This is a genomic window from Amycolatopsis balhimycina FH 1894 (genome assembly GCF_000384295.1).
GTDB lineage: Bacteria > Actinomycetota > Actinomycetes > Mycobacteriales > Pseudonocardiaceae > Amycolatopsis > Amycolatopsis balhimycina.
On record NZ_KB913037.1, the window covers coordinates 2,808,034 to 2,820,502 of the forward strand.

The 12,469-nt window shown below is 70.3% G+C and carries 12 protein-coding genes; 6 read left to right on the plus strand and 6 right to left on the minus strand.

Features of this window, described 5'->3' with window-relative positions:
- Window positions 1-3 precede the first annotated feature (3 nt).
- Both A3CE_RS0111910 and A3CE_RS0111915 read right to left on the minus strand, forming a co-directional pair.
- Entirely contained in the window at window positions 4-1,623 is a 1,620-nt protein-coding gene (locus A3CE_RS0111910; protein WP_020640315.1) for a class I adenylate-forming enzyme family protein, read from the minus strand.
- A 74-nt stretch (window positions 1,624-1,697) separates the two neighbouring features.
- A complete protein-coding gene (locus tag A3CE_RS0111915) occupies window positions 1,698-3,170 on the minus strand; it encodes a carotenoid oxygenase family protein (RefSeq protein WP_020640316.1) in 1,473 nt (490 codons plus the stop codon).
- 136 nt (window positions 3,171-3,306) lie between these two features.
- Here A3CE_RS0111915 and A3CE_RS0111920 point away from each other — a divergent pair, with 136 nt between their 5' ends.
- Both A3CE_RS0111920 and A3CE_RS0111925 read left to right on the plus strand, forming a co-directional pair.
- Window positions 3,307-4,263, plus strand: a complete 957-nt coding sequence (locus A3CE_RS0111920) for a winged helix-turn-helix transcriptional regulator (RefSeq protein ID WP_026468395.1) — start codon at window positions 3,307-3,309, stop codon at window positions 4,261-4,263.
- A gap of 83 nt (window positions 4,264-4,346) precedes the next feature.
- Window positions 4,347-4,535 carry a DUF5302 domain-containing protein gene (locus A3CE_RS0111925; RefSeq protein ID WP_020640318.1) on the plus strand — a complete coding sequence of 63 codons (189 nt, stop codon included), beginning with the start codon at window positions 4,347-4,349 and terminating at the stop codon, window positions 4,533-4,535.
- 72 nt (window positions 4,536-4,607) lie between these two features.
- Here the strand turns inward: A3CE_RS0111925 and A3CE_RS0111930 are convergent, their stop codons facing one another.
- From A3CE_RS0111930 to A3CE_RS0111945, 4 genes are all read right to left on the minus strand, one after another.
- The gene (locus tag A3CE_RS0111930) at window positions 4,608-5,681 is read right to left on the minus strand and encodes a Glu/Leu/Phe/Val dehydrogenase dimerization domain-containing protein (RefSeq protein ID WP_020640319.1); all 1,074 of its coding nucleotides are present in this window, start codon (window positions 5,679-5,681) and stop codon (window positions 4,608-4,610) included.
- 165 nt (window positions 5,682-5,846) lie between these two features.
- A complete protein-coding gene (locus A3CE_RS0111935) occupies window positions 5,847-7,040 on the minus strand; it encodes a PLP-dependent aminotransferase family protein (protein WP_020640320.1) in 1,194 nt (397 codons plus the stop codon).
- Window positions 7,037-7,831 (minus strand): tryptophan 2,3-dioxygenase, encoded by a 795-nt coding sequence (locus A3CE_RS0111940; RefSeq protein ID WP_026468396.1) that lies wholly within the window; start codon window positions 7,829-7,831, stop codon window positions 7,037-7,039. Before A3CE_RS0111940 ends, A3CE_RS0111935 begins: the two co-directional genes overlap by 4 nt.
- On the minus strand, window positions 7,828-8,643 hold the full coding sequence (locus A3CE_RS0111945; protein WP_020640322.1) for a PaaX family transcriptional regulator: 816 nt from the start codon (window positions 8,641-8,643) through the stop codon (window positions 7,828-7,830). The genes A3CE_RS0111940 and A3CE_RS0111945 overlap by 4 nt, the downstream gene beginning before the upstream one ends.
- A gap of 48 nt (window positions 8,644-8,691) precedes the next feature.
- Here A3CE_RS0111945 and A3CE_RS0111950 point away from each other — a divergent pair, with 48 nt between their 5' ends.
- From A3CE_RS0111950 to A3CE_RS0111965, 4 genes are read left to right on the plus strand one after another with little or no spacing between them, the layout of a single operon-like run.
- Window positions 8,692-9,444, plus strand: coding sequence for a creatininase family protein (locus A3CE_RS0111950; protein ID WP_020640323.1), 753 nt, complete (start codon window positions 8,692-8,694; stop codon window positions 9,442-9,444).
- Window positions 9,437-10,957: a benzoate-CoA ligase family protein gene (locus A3CE_RS0111955; protein ID WP_020640324.1), complete on the plus strand. Its 1,521-nt coding sequence runs from the start codon at window positions 9,437-9,439 to the stop codon at window positions 10,955-10,957. The genes A3CE_RS0111950 and A3CE_RS0111955 overlap by 8 nt, the downstream gene beginning before the upstream one ends.
- Complete coding sequence (locus A3CE_RS0111960; protein WP_020640325.1) at window positions 10,954-11,646, plus strand: SDR family NAD(P)-dependent oxidoreductase; 693 nt, start codon at window positions 10,954-10,956, stop codon at window positions 11,644-11,646. Before A3CE_RS0111955 ends, A3CE_RS0111960 begins: the two co-directional genes overlap by 4 nt.
- A complete protein-coding gene (locus A3CE_RS0111965) occupies window positions 11,643-12,467 on the plus strand; it encodes an enoyl-CoA hydratase family protein (RefSeq protein ID WP_020640326.1) in 825 nt (274 codons plus the stop codon). The genes A3CE_RS0111960 and A3CE_RS0111965 overlap by 4 nt, the downstream gene beginning before the upstream one ends.
- The last annotated feature ends 2 nt before the right edge of the window (window positions 12,468-12,469 follow it).

Sequence of the window (12,469 nt, forward strand, 5' to 3'; positions counted from 1 at the left end):
ACCTCACCCCAGGCTTTCCCTCAGCTGCCGCTTGAGGATCTTCCCCACCGGATTGCGCGGAAGCGCGTCCGCGTATTCGAGCCGTTCCGGCAGCTTGAACGCCGCCACCTTGCGCTCGCGCAGGTACGCGACCAGCTCCTCCAGCGTCGGCTTGCGCGAGCCCGGCACGACGACCGCGCACACCCGCTCGCCCATGACGTCGTCGGGCACGCCGACGACACCGACGTCGGCGACGTCCGGGTGGCCGGCGAGCAGGCCCTCGACCTCGGCCGGCGAGATGTTCATGCCGCCGCGGATCACGAGGTCCTTCATCCGGTCGACGTAGCGCAGGAACTCGCCGCGCTCGCCGGCGATCTCGAAGACGTCGCCGGTGCGGAAGTGCCCGTCGTCGTCGAACGCCGACGTGTCGAGCGGCTCGCCCCTCTCCCTGAGGTATCCGGCGAACACCGTCGGCCCGGCGATGTGCAGTTCGCCGGGGCGCCCGGGTTCGGTCACGTGCTCGCCGGTGACGGGGTCGTGCAGCCGCACCGACGTCCAGCCGGCGACCGGGGTCGACCAGGCGACGGCGGAGGCGTAGTTCGGGAAGTAGCTCGCGCGCTGGTCCGGGTCCGGGATGTCCACCGGACCGGACAGCAGCGCGGTGCCTTCGTTGGAGCCGAAGAAGTTGATGATGTCGATGCCGTACCGCTCGGCCCAGGTGCGCACGAGCCACGGCGAGAGCGGCGCCGAGCCGGACCCGATCTTCCGCAGCGCGGAAAGGTCCACTCCGGACAGGATCTTTTCGTTGTGCAGCAGCATGGTCAGCAACGCCGGCGGCGCGAGCGTGTACGTCACCCGCTCGGCCGCGAGCTGGCCCAGGAACACCGGCAGGTCGAACGGGTGGTGCGGGACGAACACGGCGCCGGTCAGCAGCCACGGCAGGAACATCCCGCCGATGCCGGCCATGTTCGTCATCGGGAACGGCGACAGCACGACGTCGTCGCGGGTCATCCCGGCGGCCTGGGCACAGCCGGCGGCCGCCGCCAGCCAGTCTCCGTGGCAGCGCGGGACGGCCTTCGGTTCGGCTTCGGTGCCGGACGTCCAGCAGATCGTCACGCAGTCGTTGACATCGGTGTCGAGCCGGCTCAAGTATGAGTCCAAAGTGGACTTCTCGGCCGCCGGCAGTGGATCTTCGGGCCAGGCCAGGGCGCCGGCCGGTTCGTCGTCCCCCCTGGCGACGACGAACCGGACCGACGGCGCCGAAGCGCCGATTAGCCCAAGGGCCGCCCCGGCGAGCTCGTGCTCGCCGTATCTGGATGCGGTCATCACTCCCGCGGCCCCGGTGCGCCGGCACATCGGGCCCAGCTCGTGCTCCCGGTAGGACACCGGGAACGGGGTGACGACCGCGCCGATCCGCACGATCGCGAGGAACGCCTGGACCAGGGCCGAGCAGTTCGGCAGCTGCACGGCCACGACGTCACCTGCTCGCACCCCTCTGGCGAGCAGGAACGCGGCCAGGACGTCGACACGTTCGTCGAGCCGGTTCCAGGTCCACCGCACCGGGTCGCGTCCGACCAGTGCGGTGGTGTTCGGTGGATCGACCAGCGCGAGACCCTCCGGGTCGGCACTGACCCGCTCCTTCACGAGCTGATCGATCGTCTCCGCACTCCACCATCCCCGCGTCCGGAAGTCCCGGGCGCGACCCTCTCGATGGCATCTCATGCGCGGAGGTTTTCCAGCTGGTCCGCCCGGACCCAGGTCGCGTGAAAACCGAGCGGGACACGCTGGGGAAGCAGGACCCTGGCCACGGGTCCGGCAGCGAGATCGGCGGCGTCGAAGATGTCCAGTTCCGAGCGTCCCTCACGCTCGTCCTGCACGAACGTCACCAGATAACCGTCCGCCGAATCGACGGATGCTCCTTCGCGGGGTGCGAACGGAGCCTCACTGCCCCACCGGCCGGGACCGAACCGGTATTCGGTCTTGGTGCCGGCAAGATTGTCGTGGCGCACCAGCCCGTCGAACTTCAGCGTCGACTCGGGCGAGATGTGCACCGTGTAGGAGTACCGGTTCCGCCTGCCGACGCCGCGGGCGTCGACGGTCGGGAACTCGGTGTTGCCGTCGTCGAGCGGCGTCTCGCGGCAGGCACCGGTCCGCAGGTCGAAGCGGTAACGGTGGAGCTGGGCGTCGAGCCGCAGGTAGGACAGCATCTTCGCGAGCGGGGTGTGGGCGTCCGCCCGGGGCTGGGGGCGCTGCACGCGGCAGACGTCGAGGACGACCTCGTCGCCCTCCTCCCAGGCGTTGACGACGTGGTAGATGTAGCAGGGGCTCGCTTCGAACCACCGGATCTGGCTACCGTCTCCGTAGCGTGGCATGACACCGAACCGGCTCGGCATCGAGCGGTCGAAGTGCAGCTTGTGACGGCCCTGCTTCGCCGCTTCCAGGTCCTGGACCAGCGGCAGGTCCATCAGCACCGCGTAGTGCTCGGTGATGGCCATGTCGTGGGGCAGGCGCGGGCCCGGCAGTTCGATCTCGGTCGTGTTCACGACCCGGCCGTCCGCGCTGATCACGCCGTAGCGTAGGTACGGCGGGCGCGGCCCGTAGTCGAACCAGAACAGCTCGCCGGTGGTTTCGTCCACCTTGGGGTGGGCCATCACGTCGCCGACCAGCGTGCCGAGGAAGTCCTCGGCACCCAGCGTCTCCAGCGACAGCGGGTCGACCGCGTACGGCGAGCCGCACAGGTACCAGGTGGCGAGGATCCGGCCGCGGTGGAAGATGACGTCGGTGTTGGCGTTGTCCTTGAGCCCCAGGCCGTGGGAGTTGCCGAAGGGGTTGTGCTCCGGGTTCTCCATGACGCCGGTCCAGAGCGCCTTGCCCGCCGTGGACTCGGCCTCGAAGGCCTTCGTGCGGATCCAGCGGTTGCGATAGCGGGCCTTACCGTTCTCCAGGTGGACGGCGTGGATCATGCCGTCACCGTCGAACCAGTGGTAACGGCCTTCGGGGGCGAACCGCGGGTTCGGGCCGTTGCGCAGGTAGACGCCGTTGAGGTCCTTCGGGATCTCGCCGATGACCTGCAGGTCTTCCGCGTCGATCTCGGTGCCGACCGGGGCGTAGACGCCGAGCAGATAGGGGTTCGCCTCGCCGGTGTCCGCCGTCCGGGCCACCATCAGCGGCTGTTCGGAGGTGCTGGTCATCGGGCTGCTCCCTGGCTGTCGGCCTCAGTGCTGCGGGCTGCTGGAGATGAGACTATGATTTGTGTACCCAGCTGTCAATAGGCTTCTTTTGGTGTAGTCAGGTACGCTGGGTCCGCAAGCAATCGAGGGGATGACAGTGACCGAAGCGACCGCGCACCGCGTCCGGCCGGCGGGAGATCCGCTCCGGAGAGCGCTGGAACTGGTCGGCGACCAGTGGACGCTGCTCATCCTGCAGAGCCTGTTCCTGCGCTTCCGGCGCTACGAGGAGCTGCGCCTGCGGCTGGGCATTTCGCCGACGGCGCTGTCCGGACGCCTGCGGGACATGGTGGAAGCGGGCATGCTCACGCGCGTGCCGTACCGGGACGCCCGCCGCACGCGGCACGAGTACCGGCTCACCGAACGCGGCCTGGAGCTGTGGCCGCTGCTGATCTGCATCTGGGCGTGGGAGCGCGAGTGGGTCGAAGGCCGCCGCGAGGTGCTGCCGACGTTGATCCACCTCGACTGCGAGCTGGCTACATCAGCGCCCCTCGGCTGCGCCGCCTGCGGCCGCCGGGTCGATGCCCGTGACGTCCGCGCGGAACGCCTCGACAGCACCGGCGTCGCGGCGGCGACGGCGTCCAAGCGCTTCCGCCGCAAGGACGCCGAGTCCCTGGCCGGCGACCCGATGATGTTCTTCCCGGACACGATGGAGCTGCTCGGCGATCGCTGGTCGACCGGTCTGCTGGTCTCCGCGCTGCTCGGCTGCCGGCACTTCTCGGAGTTCGAGCGCGAGCTGGGCATCGGCCCGAGCGTGCTGTCGGCCCGGCTGAGCAAGCTCGTCGAGGTCGGCGTGCTGCGCACCGGCACGGCGAAGACCCGCACCGACGCCCGCGACTACCGGATGACGGCGAAGGGCCTGGCGTTCTTCCCGGCGCTCGCGTTCATCGCCGAGTGGTCACGCGGGTTCGAGGTGACCGGCCAGGAGCCGGACATCACGCTGCACCACGTCGAATGCGGCAACCGGCTGCGCCCGATGCTGCTGTGCGACCACTGCGGCCGCCCGCTGACCCGCAAGTCGGTGCAGTGGGGCGGCGTTCCGTCGCCCAAACACTGACGAGGGTGACGTAATCGACTCGCCAAGCGGTTTGAGTGATGCCAGGCTGGAGTGGTCACACGTCGTCATTTCCGGAGGTAAGCATGAGTGAACCGAATCCGTCGCCCAGCGGCGAGGAGGACGACGACGTCAAGCGCAAGTTCCGCGAAGCACTGGAACGCAAGCAGGCCAGCACCCGCAGCGGCGCGTCGCACGAGAACGCCGGCGGCAAGAACCAGCACGCCCACGGCCCGGCGGCCAACAAGCGGACCTTCCGCCGCAAGAGCGGCTGAGCTTCCGGAACAGTCGTGAAGGCCACCTTCAGGAACTTCAAGTTCCTGAAGGTGGCCTTCACGGCTTTGGGCTCAGACGGTGAGGATGGACCGCAGCCGGCCGACCTCGGCCATCCGCCGTTCGGCGAGGCGGTCGGCCGCCGTCGCCGGGGGCACGCCCTCGGTGTCGGCCAGCGCGAACACGGCCTTCGTCGTGTCGTAGATCGCCGTCGTCTTGCGCTTCGCGCGGGCGAAGTCGAAGCCGTGCCGTTCGTCGTCGACCTGGATGACGCCGCCGGCGTTCACCAGGTAGTCCGGCGCGTACAGGACGCCGCGATCGGCGAGCTGCTTGTCGATGCCGGCGTGGGCGAGCTGGTTGTTCGCCGCGCCGCAGACGATGCGGGCGCCGAGCACCGGCACGGTTTCGTCGTTCAGCACACCGCCGAGGGCACACGGCGCGAAGACGTCCAGTTCGGACCGCAGGAGGGTGTCCACATCGGACGCCACCTGGACGCCGCCGTACACCGAGCGGGTGCGCTCGATGGCCGGCGACCACACGTCGGTGATCGTCACCTGCGCGCCGGCGTCCACGAGGTGCCCGGCGAGGATGTGCCCGACCTTGCCGACGCCGGCCACGCCGACGCGCTTGCCCGCCAGGTCCGGGCTGCCCCAGACGTGCTCGGCCGAGGCCCGCATGCCCTGGAAGACGCCGAACGCGGTGAGCACGGACGAGTCGCCTGCCCCGCCGTCCTCGGGCGAGCGGCCGGTGACGTACTGGCATTCGCGGGCCACGACGTCCATGTCCTGCACGTACGTGCCCACGTCGCACGCCGTGATGTAGCGGCCGCCCAGGGACTGCACGAAGCGCCCGTACGCGCGAAGCAGCGCTTCGGACTTGAGCGTCTTCGGGTCGCCGATGATGACGGCCTTGCCGCCGCCGAGGTCAAGCCCGGCCAGCGCGTTCTTGTACGCCATGCCCTTGGACAGCGCGAGGACGTCGTCGAGCGCGTCGGATTCGGTGGCGTAGGGGTGGAAGCGCGTCCCGCCCAGCGCGGGGCCGAGCGCGGTGGAGTAGATGCCGATGATGGCCCTCAGGCCACTGGCCGCGTCGTGGCAATACACGACTTGTTCGTGCCCGGTGCCCCGGGCGAACACTCCTTCGGTCACGGTGGTGACTCCTTTGTCTCCCGCGCCCGGTTCGTGGCCGGGACGCGCTTCACGGGTTTGGCGGGAACCCTTCGCGCGGAGGTCGTCCGCCCGCGGGTGCCCGGCACCAACCTAGATCTTCGCCGCAGCACGGACCAGCGGAGGTCCCGCGATACGGACCGGTGTTCAGCCCCGGACCACCGTGCCGAGGGTGTTCATCGCCGTCTCCAGCTGCGTGTCGGAGAGGTAGGGCGCCGGGCCGAAGCGCAGGTACGGACCCCGGCTGTCGGTGCGGACGCCGTGGGCGGCCAGCGCCGCCTGCAGCCCGGTGGCATCGGCGCAGCGCAGCGAGAGGAACCCGCCGAGCATCCCGAGCGGCGTCTCGCGGTCGCGGGTGACGACGTCCTCCGGCAGTGCCAGCTTGTCGAACACCGACGCGAGCAGGCCCACCTGGTGCTGCGAAACCTCGCGCAGGAACTCCGGCGTGAGCCCCTGCTCGGCGAAGAACCGCTGGACCCGGACACCGCGGTAGTGGCTGGCGGGATCGTAGGTCGAGCCGGCGAACCGGTCGCCGCCGGTGGCGTACGGGACCTTGCCGGGGTGGCGCGCGTCGGCGAGCGCGCCGAACTCGGCGTACCAGCCGGTGATCACCGGCCGCAGCTCCTGGGCGTGCGCGGGCAGCCGCAGGAAGCAGTTGCCCTCGCCGAGCTGCAGGTACTTGTAGCCGCCGCCGAGCACCCAGGCGTTGGTGAGCCCGAGGTCGTGCAGCGCGAACGGCACGACGCCGAGCGCGTGGTAGGCGTCGACGACGAGCTCGATCGAGCGGCCGCGGCAGACGTCGGCGAGGTGCGCCAGCCCGGGCACGAGCCTCGACGTCTCGAACAGCACGGCCGAGACGAGCACTGCCGCGGTGGTGCCGTCGACCTCGCCGGCGACACGCTCGGCGAGCGTCGTCACCGGTTCCAGGGGCACCCGCACGATCTCGACGCCCTCCTCCTCGAGGCGGGCGAGCTGACGGCGCAGGGTGTGAAACTCGCCGTCGGTGGTGACCAGCCGCGGCCGCCGCGGCAGCTCCATGGCCGAGAGGAACCGCAGCACGAGGTCGTGCGTGCTCGCGCCGAGCGCGTACTCGCCGTGCGGGTCGCCGAGCAGCAGGCGGAAGCCCGCGCGCAGCTCGTCCGCCTTCGCGAAGGCGCGCTCCCATTTGACGTCGACGTCACGCGCGGCGTCGGCGAAGGACTCCAGGAGTCCCTCCTCGGCGACGTCCGGCCAGGCCTGGTGCGAGTGCCCGGACAGCAGCAGGCGTTCGGCCACCGCGAACCGGGTGTAGTGCGCGGCGAGGGCGTTGTCGTCCGCGCGCAAGTCGTCCAAAGTGGTCACAGTCGGCTCCGTACGGCCCAGAGATCCGGGAACATCGGCTGGAAAAGCGTGGTACGCAGGTAAGTCGCGCCGGATGATCCTCCCGTCCCGGTCTTGTCGCCGATGGTGCGTTCGACCATCTTCACGTGCCGGTAGCGCCACTCCTGCATCCCTTCGTCGAGATCGACCAGACACTCCGCGACGACCGAGGGTCCCCCGTCGTCGCTGTACACGTCCAGCAATATCGCCTGGAGGGCCGGGGACGGCTCCACCGGTCGGGTGACGTCTCGGTCACACTCGATCGCGTAACCAGAAGCCTTGAGGTACGCGAGAAAAGAGTCGAACAACGACGGGCGCGCCATCGCTTCGGCAATGCGTTTCCGCTGCTCGCCGTCTTCGGGGTAGTGCGCGAACACGCGCTCGTCGCGGCGCCCGAGCACCGCTTCCAGCTCGCGGAACTGGGCCGACTGGAAGCCGCTCGAAGCGTCCAACCGGGCGCGGAAGCTGGTGAACTGACTGGGCGTCATCGTTTCGAGCACGTCGATCTGCGCGACGGCGACCTTGAGGATCGTGAGGATCCGGCGCAGCGTGCGGATGGAAAGCGCGGTGTTGCCGGCCACGAGGTTCTCCTGCAGGAACGCCAGTTCGTGCAGGATCTGCTTGAACCACAGCTCGTAGACCTGGTGGATCACGATGAACAGCAGCTCGTCGTGCTCGTCCGAACGTGTGCGCTGCGCGTTGAGCACGTCGTCCAGCGCGAGGTACGAGGTGTAGCTCATGGCTTCTTGGGTCGCTTGACTGGTTTCGGTCATCCTCTGGTCACCTCGTCGAAATGGCGCTGGGCGGGGTGCGCGAGCGCGGCGTACAAATCGTGGAACAGCTCGACCGCGGCCGCCCGGCGATCCGGTGCGGGCACCAGGTCGGCGGGCAGTTCGGGGTCGAGCGACGGGAACGCCCGGAACGTGTGCACCAGGCGCGTGCGGACCTCGAACGCTTCGGCGTCCGAAATGTCCTTGTCCGCGTACCCGCCGAACTGGCCGACGAACGCGGTGTACCGCGCGGCCAGGTCGTCGAGGTCCCAGGCCCGCCCGGCGAACCGGCGGACGTCCAGCGCGGCCGACGGACGGCCGAGCAGCAGCCCGGCGTGCTCGGTGACGTCCAGTTCGCCGAGCAGGGCGACGACCTCGGCCTCGCGGTCGTGCGGGGCGATCCAGGTGCCGTCCTGGTACGGCCCGAACCCGAGGAACCGCAGCCGCCTGACCAGGCGTTCCCTGGCCTGCCGTCGGCTCTCCGGGATGCTCTGCCACAGCACGGTCCACTCGCCCGCGGCGCGCTCCCGGCGGCCGAGGGAGAAGATCCGGTGGTCACCGTCGGCGAGCAGCGCGATGGTGCGCCGGGTCAGCGAGTAGTGCACGGTGCGGCCTTCGCGGTGGCGCTGCAGCAGGCCGCGGCGCACCAGGCGGGTGAGCGCGATGCGGGCGGCGCCGTCGGAGAAGCCCAGCTCGGCGAGCACCGCGACCAGGCCGCCCGACCACACCCGGCGGGTTTCGCGCGGGTGCACGTAGCTGCCCAGCAACGTCACGACCAGCTCCTGGGGGCTGGCTTCGAAGGCGTCGGCGGGCATGAGCGCAACTCTATACACCTCAGGCCGCTGCGGTGTAGCTTGATTTGCGTGACGTACTTCGCGGACCTCAGCTCACCGCAGGTCGCCGCGCTCGCCTCGGGTGAGCGTGTGCCGGTGCTGCTGCTGCCGCTCGGCGCGATCGAGCCGCACGGCCCGCACGCGCCGCTGGGTACGGACCCGCTGATCTCGCGCGGGATGTGCGAACGCGCCGCCGAGCGGCTGGCCGCCGACGAGGACGTCCACGTGCTGGTGCTCCCCGAGGTGCCCTACGGTGTGACGCGGTTCGCGGCCGGGTTCGCCGGCGGCGTCCACATCGGCGAGGAGACGCTGCACTCGCTGCTCGTCGACATCGGCGCGTCGCTGATCGGCCAGCGGTTCCGCCGGATCCTGCTGGTCAACAACCACTTCGAACCCGCGCACCTGGTGACGCTGCGGCGGGCGGTGGAGACGCTGAACTTCGCCTACGACGGACGCGTCGCCCTGCTCGACCTGGTCCGGCGGCGGCACGCGCGGCGGCTGACCGAGGAGTTCCGGTCCGGCGAGTGCCACGCCGGGCGGTACGAGACGTCGCTGGTGCTGGCCGACCGGCCCGAGCTGGTCGACCAGGCGCTGATGCGGGAGCTGCCGCACGTGCCGGTCAGCCTCGCCTCGGCGCCTGAGGATGGCGGCTTCCGCGAAATGGGGATGACCGAGGCGTACTGCGGCAAGCCGGCCGAGGCGACGGCCGAAGAGGGCGACGAGACGTTCTCGACGTTGACCGACCTGCTGGTGGAAGCGATCCGGGAGCTGGCCCGTGAGTGAGCCGTTCAACCTCGCCACGCACTTCCTCGACCGGCACGTGGCCGAGGGCCGCGGCGACCGGACCGCCCTGCTCGTCGGGGATCGTTCGATCAGCTACGCGCAGCTGGCGCGGCTCACCAACCGGATCGGAAACGTCCTGCTCGACGCGGGTGTCCGAAAAGGACAGCGGGTGCTCCTGGCGTTGAGCGACGGCGACGAGTTCGTCGCGGCGTGGTACGGCGCACAGAAGATCGGCGCGGTCACCGCCGAGGTCTACCCGTTCCTGCAGCCGAAGGACTACGCGTACTACCTCGGCTACACCGAAGCCGTCGCGGTGCTCGCCGACGCCGTCACGCTGCCCGCGCTGCGCGAGGCGGGCGCCACCGGGTTGCTCGTCACCGGCGTGCCCGAAGCCGAACTGCGCCCCGGCGAGAGTCCTTTCCGGACGCTCGTCGACGCGGCGCCGGACACCCTCGAAGCGGCACCGACCACGGTGGACGACGTCGGGATCTGGAAGTTCACCACCGGCAGCACCGGCGCACCCAAGGCGTGCGTGCATCCCTTGCGCAGTCCGCTGGAGAGCTTCGAGCGGTACGCCGTCCAGGTGCTCGGGCTGCGTGAGGACGACCGGGTCCTCGCGGTACCGAAGCTGTTCTTCGGCTACGCACGCGACCTGGTGGCACTGTTCCCGTTCGGCGTCGGCGCGGCCGGGATCGCGTTCGGAGAACGCAGCACCGCGGACCTGATCTTCGAGCTGATCGCTCGCCACCGGCCGACCGTGCTGGTCAACGTGCCGACCATGATGAGCGCGATGGTCGCGCACCCGGCCGCGGCGGAGCAGGACCTGAGCTGCCTGCGGATGACGACGTCGGCGGGCGAGGCACTGCCCTCGGAGCTGCACCGGAAGTGGGACGCGGCCTTCGGCGTGCCGGTGGTCGACGGGATCGGCTCGTCCGAGGCGTACCACATCTACCTGTCGAACCGGCCGGGCGAGGCGAAGATCGGCACGCTCGGCACCGAGGTGCCCGGCTACACCGCGCAGGTCGTCGACGAGCTCGGAAACCCGTTGCCGGACGGGGAAATCGGGCCGTTGCGCGTGACCGGGCCGACGATCGCGCTGGAGTACTTCGGCGACCCGGAGAAGTCCGCGCGGACGTTCGACGGCGACACGCTCACCTCGGGCGACCTCTTCAGCCGCGATCCGGACGGGTGCTTCCGCCACCACGGCCGGGCCGACGCGCTGCTCAAGGTCGGCGGCGTGTTCGTCGCGCCCGGCGAGATCGAGGACTGCCTGCTCGGCCACGCTTCCGTGGTGGACTGCGCGGTCGTCGGGCACGAAACCGGCGGCTTGGTCGTGCCGCGCGCGTACGTCGTGCTGCGGGCCGGGGCTTCGGTGTCCGCGGACGACCTGAAAGCCCACGCGAAAGCCCACTTGGCCAAGCACAAGTACCCCCGCGAGGTGGTCTTCATGCCGGAACTCCCCCGCACCGCCAACGGAAAGCTCGACCGGCGCGCCCTGGCGGGCCGCCCGTGAGCCGCCTGGTCGTGGTCACCGGCGGCACGCGCGGCATCGGCGCGGCGATCGCCGCCCGGTTCCGCGCTTCGGGTGACACGGTGCTCGCGCCGGGCCGGGCCGAATGCGACGTCACCGACGAACGCGCGGTCGAGGCCTATTTCGCCTCGGCGGAGCCGGTGGACGTGCTGGTCAACAACGCCGGGATCTCGTCGAGCGCCCCCGTTTCACGGACATCGCTGAGCGACTGGCGCGAGCAGTTCGAGGTGAACGCGACCGGCGCTTTTCTCTGCACGCGCGCGGTACTGGACGGAATGCGCTCGCGCGACAGCGGCCGGATCGTCACGGTGGCATCGACGGCCTCGCACGTCGGCTACCGCTACACAGCCGGGTATACGGCGTCGAAGCACGCGGCAGTGGGATTCATGCGCGCGGTGGCGGCGGAGCTGGCCGGCACCGGCGTCACGGCGAACGCGGTGTGCCCGGCGTTCGTCCGCACCGACATGACGGCGACCTCGGTGGCACGGATCCAGGAGCGCACCGGCCGCTCCACCGGCGACGCCGAAGCGGCCCTGGCGGCGGCGTCCCCGCTCGGCAGGCTGCTGGAACCTTCGGAGGTGGCGTTCGCCGTCTCCTTCCTGGCGGCGCCGGAAGCCGCCGCGATCAACGGCCAGACCCTCGTACTCGACGGCGGAGGAATCCAGTCATGAGCCCGTTCCGCGCGACCGCACCGCTGAAGGAGTGGGAGCACTTCGAGTTCACCGTGGCCGACGGCGTCGCCACGGTGACCCTCGACCGGCCCGAGAAGCTGAACGCGCTGACCTTCGAGGTCTACGCCGACCTGCGGGACCTCATCATCGAGCTGCCGCAGCACGACGACGTCCGGGTGCTGGTGATCACCGGCCGCGGCCGCGGGTTCTGCTCCGGCGGCGACGTCGAGGAGATCATCGGCGAGCTGCAGAAGTTCGAGACCGCGGAGCTGCTCGAGTTCACGCGCATGACGGGCGCGGTGGTGAAGGCGCTGCGGGAGTGCCCGCTGCCGGTGATCGCGGCGGTCAACGGCGTCGCGGCGGGCGCGGGCTCGGTGATCGCGCTGGCCAGCGACTTCCGGCTGCTGGCGAAGTCGGCGAAGTTCGCGTTCCTGTTCACGAAGGTGGGGTTGGCCGGGGCGGACATGGGTTCGGCGTATCTGTTGCCGCGTCTGGTCGGCTTGGGCCGGGCGACGGAGCTGCTGATCCTCGGCGACAAGGTATCCGCGGAGCGCGCTTCGGAGATCGGGCTGGCTTCGCAGGTGGTTGACGACTCGGAGCTGCCGGCCGCAGCCTCGGCTTTGGCACGGCGACTGGCGGACGGCCCGGCGTTGGCGTACGCGACGACGAAGGTGCTGCTGACCCGCGAACTGGACATGGACCTCGGTAGCGCGATCGAGCTGGAGGCGATCACGCAGGCGCTGTTGATGACGGCCAAGGACCACAAAGAGTTCTACGCGGCCTGGACGGCGGGGCGGGAGCCTCGCTGGACGGGTCGCTGAGC